1 protein-coding gene is annotated in these 798 nt (G+C 46.1%); it reads right to left on the bottom strand.

Features of this window, described 5'->3' with window-relative positions; all coding sequences use genetic code 11:
• A partial coding sequence (locus A3763_RS03685; RefSeq protein WP_197482739.1) for a thrombospondin type 3 repeat-containing protein occupies positions 1-798 on the bottom strand: 798 nt, incomplete at both ends.

Raw genomic sequence — 798 nt, 5'->3', positions numbered from 1 at the left:
TCATTATCGTCATCAGTATCTTCTGAGTTACCTACACCGTCATTGTCAGTATCTTCTGTTTCTGTTTCATCTGAAGGGAAGGCGTCAAGATCATTGTTAACGCCATCACCATCGCGATCCAGGTCACAAGGATCACCGCGACCATCATCATCCAGGTCACTCTGTACAGGGTTGTAATGAACTGGGCAATTATCTATCGCATTATCAATACCGTCTTGGTCTGAATCGAACTGTACCGTTGGGTCAGTTGGACCTTGGTCGACGTTATCGAGCACGCCATCACCATCGGTATCACGCTCTAGCGGGTTGGTGCCATCTTGCTCTTCCTGAAGATCAGGTACGGAATCACCATCGTCGTCTTCATCTGTATTATTACCAATACCATCACCATCGGTATCAACACTTTCAAATGGGTTACGTGGGAACTTATCCTCATCGTTCGGCACCTGGTCACCGTCGATATCAGTATCAGCATTATCGCCTGTGCCATCGCCATCTTGGTCTTTTTGTTCTGTAGGGTCTGTTGGGAAGGCATCTTCAGTATCGATCACACCATCATTATCATCATCAGGGTCATCATTTCTGCCACCAGAATCAGCCATGCCATCGCCATCGGTATCAACAAAATCGATACCTGGAATGCTGGCATTGGTATCATCAGGGTCCTGATTGGCAGACCAGTTATCGTTATCCTTATCAGACTTATTCTGACGTTCAGAATCTAAAGTAAAGTCATCGGCAATATCTTCAGTACCATCGCCGTCATCATCAGTATCGGCATTGTTACCGATTCCATCT

The sequence above is a fragment of the Oleiphilus sp. HI0128 genome, assembly GCF_001635365.1.
The sequence above is the reverse complement of the archived record's forward strand: the minus strand, read 5'-3'. Positions and strand labels throughout refer to the sequence as shown.